The organism is Pseudomonas sp. P5_A2_2 (assembly GCF_054177685.1).
The window spans coordinates 1-6667 of sequence record NZ_JBGCUL010000197.1; the positions used below are offsets into that span (position 1 = coordinate 1).

Below are 6667 nucleotides of genomic sequence, written 5' to 3' on the forward strand. Positions count from 1 at the left end.
CGCGTTGACGGTGTTCTTCAAACACCTGATCMACCCATTCGGCAGGAACAGCCTGCTCCAGTATCAATTTCGTCATGACACTGGCCGGTGTCTTTTTTTCAAACCGCGCTAGAACTTCTGCCCACATCGTTTTCGTCACCCTGACTGGAGTTTTAGGGGATTCTAAACGAAGACCTTGAAAGGGCTGGCTGTAAGAGCGGAACCATAAGCCGCCGTTACCGMARAAACGGATATGTACTCAATCAACCAAGAACCTGGTCGGCCCAAAGGCCGCCAAGTTCAAAAGCCAAGATCAAGCCAAACTCTTGCTGACCACTTCAAACACATCACTGGACAACTGCCCCGAAGCCCGAATCCGCTCCAGCTCCCCCTTCATCAAAGCCTGACGAGCACTGTCGTACTTGCGCCAGCGAGTCAAAGGCGCCAACTGGCGAGAAGCAATCTGCGGATTAAAGCCATTCAACTCGATCACCAGATCCGCGAGGAAGCGATACCCGGAACCATCGGCAGCATGGAAGTTGATCAGGTTCTGCCCGGCAAACGCACCAACCAGTGCCCGCACCTTGTTCGGGTTCTTGATGTTGAACGCCGGGTGCTGCATCAACGCCTTGACCCGCGCCAGGCCACCGGGCAACACACTGCCGGCCTGGACGCTGAACCACTGATCCATGACCAGCGGGTTGTCCTTGAAGTGCTCGGCGAAGCTGGCCAGCGCCTTGGCCTTCTCGGCTTCGAACGGTGAATTGACCAGCACGGCGAGTGCRGTCAGGCGCTCGGTCATGTTGTCGCACGCGTCGAACTGCTCCAGGGTCGCAGCCACAACTTCCGGCTTGCCGCTGAGCATCAGGTAGGACAACGCGATGTTCTGCAAGGCACGACGGGCGAAATGCTCGGCTTCGGCCATGTACGGCGTCTGCTTCGACAATTCGCGATTGGCCTGATAACGCTGCCACAGGCCTTCGAACAACGCGTCAGCCAGTTGCTTGCGGGCAAACTCGCGGGCGACATGAATCGCCTCGACGTCTGCCACTTCGCTGATCTCGGTCAGGTACGCTTCGCTTGGCAGCGACAACATTTCTGCGACCATGGCCTGATCCAGCGACTCGTCCGAGAGCACAGTACGCAGCGCCGACACCAGACGCTGATCGAGTACCAGTGCTTCGCCCTTCTGCTGCTGGCCGATCAATTCCTGCAGCACCTGCACCGACAGTTGCTGGCCGGCATCCCAGCGGTTGAAGCMGTCGCTGTCGTGCTGCATCAGGAACATCAACTGGTCGCGGTTGTACGGGAAACTCAGTTTCACCGGCGCCGAGAAACCACGCAGCAACGATGGCAGCGGTTGTTCGGCGATATCGACGAAGGTGAAAGTCTGCTCGGCTTCGGTCACCGAAATGACCCGCGAGGTCCCTTGCGCGGTGGCTTCACCGGACAGACGCAGGGCAATCGCTGCCCCTTTGGAATCCAGCAGGCCCAGCTCGACAGGGATCACGAACGGCAGTTTTTCAACCTTGTCCGGGGTTTGCGGGCAGCTCTGGCGGAAGGTCAGGCTGTAGGTTTTCGCGGCGCTGTCGTAGGACTCAGTTACCGCCAGACGCGGTGTACCGGCCTGGCTGTACCAGCGCTTGAACTGGGTCAGGTCGACACCATTGGCATCTTCCATGGCCTTGATGAAGTCATCGCAGGTCACGGCCTGGCCGTCGTGGCGCTCGAAGTACAGGTCGCTGCCTTTGCGGAAGCCTTCGGCGCCGAGCAAGGTGTGGATCATGCCGACCACTTCCGAGCCCTTTTCGTACACGGTCAGGGTGTAGAAGTTGGAAATCTCGATGAAGCTGTCCGGGCGCACGGCGTGGGCCATGGGACCGGCGTCTTCGGCGAACTGGTGGGTGCGCAGGTAGGCCACGTCCTGGATGCGCTTGACCGTGGCCGAGTTCATGTCCGAGGAGAAACCGGCATCGCGGAACACGGTGAAGCCTTCCTTGAGCGATAGCTGGAACCAATCGCGGCAGGTCACGCGGTTGCCCGACCAGTTGTGGAAGTATTCGTGGGCGACGATTGCCTCGACCCGTTGGTGCGCGGCGTCGGTGGCGGTTTCGGCCTTGGCCAGCACGGCGCTGGAGTTGAAGATGTTGAGGCCCTTGTTTTCCATGGCGCCCATGTTGAAGTCATTCACGGCGACGATCATGAAGATGTCCAGGTCGTACTCGCGACCGTAGACCTCTTCGTCCCAGCGCATGGACTTCTTCAGGCTGTTCATGGCGTGCTGGCACTTGTCGATGTTTTMCGGCTCGACGTAAGTGCGCAGCGCCACGTTGCGCTCGCTCATGGTGGTGAAGCTGTCTTCGACGCACCACAGGTCACCGGCCACCAGCGCAAACAGGTACGCCGGTTTCTTGAACGGGTCTTCCCAGGTCGCCCAGTGCCGGCCGTCTTCGCCGGGACCGGAAGCGATCGGGTTGCCGTTGGACAGCAGTACCGGATAGCTGTGTTGTTCGGCAACCACCGTGGTGGTGAACTTACTCATCACRTCCGGGCGATCGAGGTAATAGGTGATTTTGCGGAAGCCTTCAGCCTCGCACTGGGTGCAGAACATCGTGCCGGACTTGTACAGGCCTTCCAGCGCGGTGTTGGTTTCCGGGTGGATCCTGACGCTGGTGTCGACCGTGAAGGTGGTGCTGGTCGGATGCAGGGTCAGGTGATTCTCGGTCAGCTGATACTGCGCCTCGGTAAGCTCCTGGTCGGCCAGAGTCACCGCCAACAGCTCAAGCTGCTGGCCGTCCAGCACCAGCGGCGGCAGCCCCGGGCCACGCTCGGGGTTGCGGCGCATCACCAGTTGCGCATGGACCAGGCTGTGGTCCTCGTACAACTCGAAGGTCAGGTGCGTTTCGTCGATCAGGTACTCGGGCGCCTGATAGTCCTTGAGGTAGATCATCTTCGGTTGTTCGGTGCGCATGCTGGAGTCCTTACTGATGCACGGCGAGCTGGTAAGCCGTGTATTTACGAATATTGATCACGCCGGTGTCGAAGATCAGGTACTGGCCCTTGACCCCCATCAGCGTGCCTTCGGCAATCGGGTTCTTGTCCAGGTTGAAGCTGACGATCTTCGCCGGGTATTGCTCGACCGGGTAGCGGATTTCCAGCGGTTCGACATCGGTCACCGGCTGGATCGCCTGCAAGCCAAATCGCTGCTGCAACCCGAGCAAACCTTCAGCGCAGCTGTCGAACAGTTGATCGCGGACCTCGGCCAGGTTCACCGCCGCCGCATCGCCCTTGAGCAAAGCACGCCAGTTGGTCTTGTCGGCCACCTGGCTGCGGAACAGATCCTCGACGAAACCGGACTGTTGCCGGGTCGAGACGCGCATGATCGGCAAGGCCTGGCTCGCACCCTGGTCGAGCCAGCGGGTCGGCAGCTGGGTGGCGCGGGTAATCCCGACTTTCACCCCCGACGAATTGGCCAGGTACACCACGTGGTCGGTCATGCAGAACTTCTCGCCCCATTCGGGCTCGCGGCAGGTGCCGGCGTCGAAGTGGCAACGCTCCGGGCTCATGATGCAGACGTCGCACTGGGCCAGTTTGGTCATGCACGGGTAGCAGTAGCCCTGGCTGAAACTGGTCTTGGTCTTGCGTCCGCAATGGATGCAGTGGATCGCACCCAGGTATTCCAGGCGCACCGTGGTACCGATCAACGGATTGACCGGGACCTCGGTTTCGCCCAGACGAAATGCGTATTGCACGTTCGACCCGTCCAGGCGCGCCGACATTTTGCTGATTGCACCGCGGCCAATCTCGATCAATGGATGGCATCCGACTTGAACAGGATGTTCGGTACTTCGATCGACTTCGAAGCGCATTCCTGCGGCCCCATGTAGCCGGTACGCTGGTCCTCGGGCAGGTTCTGGACTTCCCAGGCGATCATCGCCTGCAGTGACAGCTCGCGCTGCTCCGCGGTGAGTTTGCCACCGTCGGACCATTTGCCGATTTCCACGGCCAGTTTCAGGCTCTCGTAGATATCGTGGGTGATGTTCTTGATCATTTCGTTAAAAGAGGACATTGGGTCTCCGTCTCTTTATTGCATGTTCTGAATTAGGCGGCCAGTTTACGGCGGTTATACAACCCGCCCAACAAACCGGTGAAGCATCCGATGAGTAACCCGCTGACATGGGCCGCGTTGGCGATTTCGCCGAAGCCGATCATCGAGACCAGCCCGGACAGGCACAGCAGCAACCACACCAGCATCATCACCAGCACGCCTCGCGGCAGGCGATAAGCCGGGTTCGGCGCCAGCAGCTGGAAGATCCAGCAATGCCCGAGCAGGCCGTACAGTACACCGGACAAACCACCGAACAAGGTCGGGCCGCTGAAGAAATACTGGGCGTAGTTGGACACCAGGCTGAACAGCAGGGTCAGGCCGATCAGGTTGATACTGCCCTGACGCGACTCGATGCGCCGCCCCAGTTCCCAGTACCACATGCCGTTCATCGCCAGGTGCAGGATGCCGAAGTGAATCAGCATCGGCGTGAACAGGCGCCACCACTGCCCCGCCGCCAGGCTGTCGGCCAGTGGCGTGAAGTGGAGGTATTCGCCAACCACGCGGAATTCGAGGAAGGTCAGCCAGCGCAGCGTTTCAAGATTGTCGCCGAGCATGGTCACTGCGCCGACAATCACGCTCAGCAACAGCACCAGCGCGGTGGCCCTGGCATATTTCAATTGTTCGACGAACCCCGGACGCTCGATGGTCTGCGCCAACGGAATGTCCAGCTGCTGATCGGGGTCGCCCGCCGGAAAGCGTTCGTACAGCGCGCGAACGTCTTCGCTGATGTTCTGCGGCACCCACAGCACCTGCTCGCCAGCCTCTTCACTGACGCGGTGGGGCACCTGCATGCGCTTGAGCAGCGTGACGAACCCGCTCAAGTCCACCGCCAATGGCAGACGCAATACCGCTACAGCACTCATTGCAGCACCTCCGGCCGCTCGACATCGACCCAGACGAATTTATGCGGATCCAGACGGGTTTCCTGATCCAGGCGATAGGCAACCAGTTTGCCGTACAGCACCGCGCTGTAATCCAGACAGGCCAGGTTCGGCCGGATCGGTACCGGCTTGCCGCTGCGCCAGTAATGACCGACGAACAGCAGCGGCTCGTCGATGCCATAGCGCAGCAAACTGTTTTTTTCGGTGGACGTCAGCGGCGTCCGGGCCACGGGTTCGGGCAGTGCATCGGGCTGGAACACGATGTCGCCGTAGGTTTTCGGATCGTCTTCCCAGAACTTGGTGCGGAAGAACGAACGCACCAGCCCATCGCCGCTGGTCATGGTCAGGCCATGGGGCAAGCGCATGTCCGTGYCGCGCAACAGGCGATCGAAGACGGTGCAGGCAAAAGATCCCGATTCCGCCGAAGCCTGGAGAAAAGGCTCGTCGACGCAACCGTTGGGGAACAACGCCCGCAGCGGTTCGATCAGGCCGGCGTCCCAGCAGGCATGTACCACCCGGAAGCGTCCGGCATCGACGAACAATGGCAGCTCATAGAACCATTGCTGGAAGTCGTGCCAGTCACCCGGATGGTGTTCGAACTGGGTCAGGGTTTCATGCAGCAGGCGGGCATGGCGCGGCGTGTGCTCGCGCACGAATTGCTTGCCGCTGCCGGGTAGCGCCGGCGTGCTCCAGCCCAGCGCATTGAACTCGTGGTTGCCCATGATGCACAGCGCCTGACCGGCCTCGACCATGTCGTGGACGATATGCAGCGCCTCGCGAATCCGCGGGCCGCGATCGATGATATCGCCGACGAACACCGCCATGCGCGAGGCGTGTCGCCAGACGCCAGCCTGTTTGTGATAACCGAGTCGGTCGAGCAAGTGCTCCAGGGTCAGAGCGCAACCGTGCACGTCACCGATCAGGTCGTAGCTACGCGCGGGATCGAGCATCAGTCGCCTCCACCCCCCAACTTGCTGCCCCAGCCGAGCTTGGTCCGGCAGACTTCATAGTAGTTGTGGTCGAGCGGGTGAATCAGCCGCAGTTTCTGGGCTTTCTTGCTGACGGTAATGGTGTCGCCGGGCGCGCAGGTAAAGTGGTTCTGCCCGTCACACGAGACTTGCGGGTAAATCTGCATATCCTTGGACACGACGATTTTCAGCTCACTGTTGCCATCGACCACAATCGGTCTACCTGACAAGGTATGGGGGTACATCGGCACAATCACAATAGCGTCGAGCTTGGGATGCATGATCGGCCCGCCGGCAGACAGTGCATATGCGGTGGAACCGGTCGGCGTGGCGACGATCAGGCCGTCGGCCTTCTGGCTGCAGACGAACTGGCCGTCGATGTACAGCTCGAATTCGATCATTCGGGTGGATTTGCCTGGGTGCAGTACCACATCGTTCAGTGCATCGCCCTGGCCGATGGCCTCGCCGTGGCGACGGACTTCGGCCTGCAGCAGGAAGCGGTTTTCCACCAGATAGTGGCCATCCAGCACTTCGGCGACCTTGGTTTCCAGCTCGTCGGGGCGAATGTCGGTCAGGAAACCCAGGCTGCCGCGGTTGATGCCKAGCACCGGGATATTGTGCCTGGCCAGTGCCCGGGCGGCGCCGAGCAGGCTGCCGTCACCACCGACCACGATGACCATGTCGCAGACTTCGCCGAGCATCTTGCGCGACGAGGTTTGCAAGCCATGCCC

At 60.6% G+C, this 6667-nt stretch carries 6 protein-coding genes; all 6 read right to left on the reverse strand.

Annotated elements, in window-relative coordinates; genetic code table 11:
* Positions 1–292: 292 nt before the first annotated feature.
* Positions 293–2950, reverse strand: coding sequence for an aminopeptidase N (gene pepN, locus ACXRVY_RS13705; protein WP_458237565.1), 2658 nt, complete (start codon positions 2948–2950; stop codon positions 293–295).
* Positions 2951–2960: 10 nt separating this feature from the next.
* Positions 2961–3791: a DUF2797 domain-containing protein gene (locus tag ACXRVY_RS13710; protein WP_223461787.1), complete on the reverse strand. Its 831-nt coding sequence runs from the start codon at positions 3789–3791 to the stop codon at positions 2961–2963.
* Positions 3788–4048 (reverse strand): YeaC family protein, encoded by a 261-nt coding sequence (locus ACXRVY_RS13715; RefSeq protein WP_223461789.1) that lies wholly within the window; start codon positions 4046–4048, stop codon positions 3788–3790. The genes ACXRVY_RS13710 and ACXRVY_RS13715 overlap by 4 nt, the downstream gene beginning before the upstream one ends.
* A 32-nt stretch (positions 4049–4080) precedes the next feature.
* On the reverse strand, positions 4081–4950 hold the full coding sequence (locus ACXRVY_RS13720) for a rhomboid family intramembrane serine protease (protein ID WP_223461791.1): 870 nt from the start codon (positions 4948–4950) through the stop codon (positions 4081–4083).
* On the reverse strand, positions 4947–5918 hold the full coding sequence (locus ACXRVY_RS13725; RefSeq protein WP_458237566.1) for a metallophosphoesterase: 972 nt from the start codon (positions 5916–5918) through the stop codon (positions 4947–4949). Before ACXRVY_RS13725 ends, ACXRVY_RS13720 begins: the two co-directional genes overlap by 4 nt.
* A partial coding sequence (locus tag ACXRVY_RS13730; RefSeq protein WP_458237567.1) for an NAD(+) kinase occupies positions 5918–6667 on the reverse strand: 750 nt, incomplete at its 5' end. The genes ACXRVY_RS13725 and ACXRVY_RS13730, both read right to left, overlap by 1 nt.

Coding starts and splice junctions, on each gene's coding strand:
- ACXRVY_RS13715 (WP_223461789.1), bottom strand. CDS start 4,048: ATGTCCTCTTTTAACGAAATGATCAAGAACATCACCCACGATATCTAC.
- ACXRVY_RS13720 (WP_223461791.1), bottom strand. CDS start 4,950: ATGAGTGCTGTAGCGGTATTGCGTCTGCCATTGGCGGTGGACTTGAGC.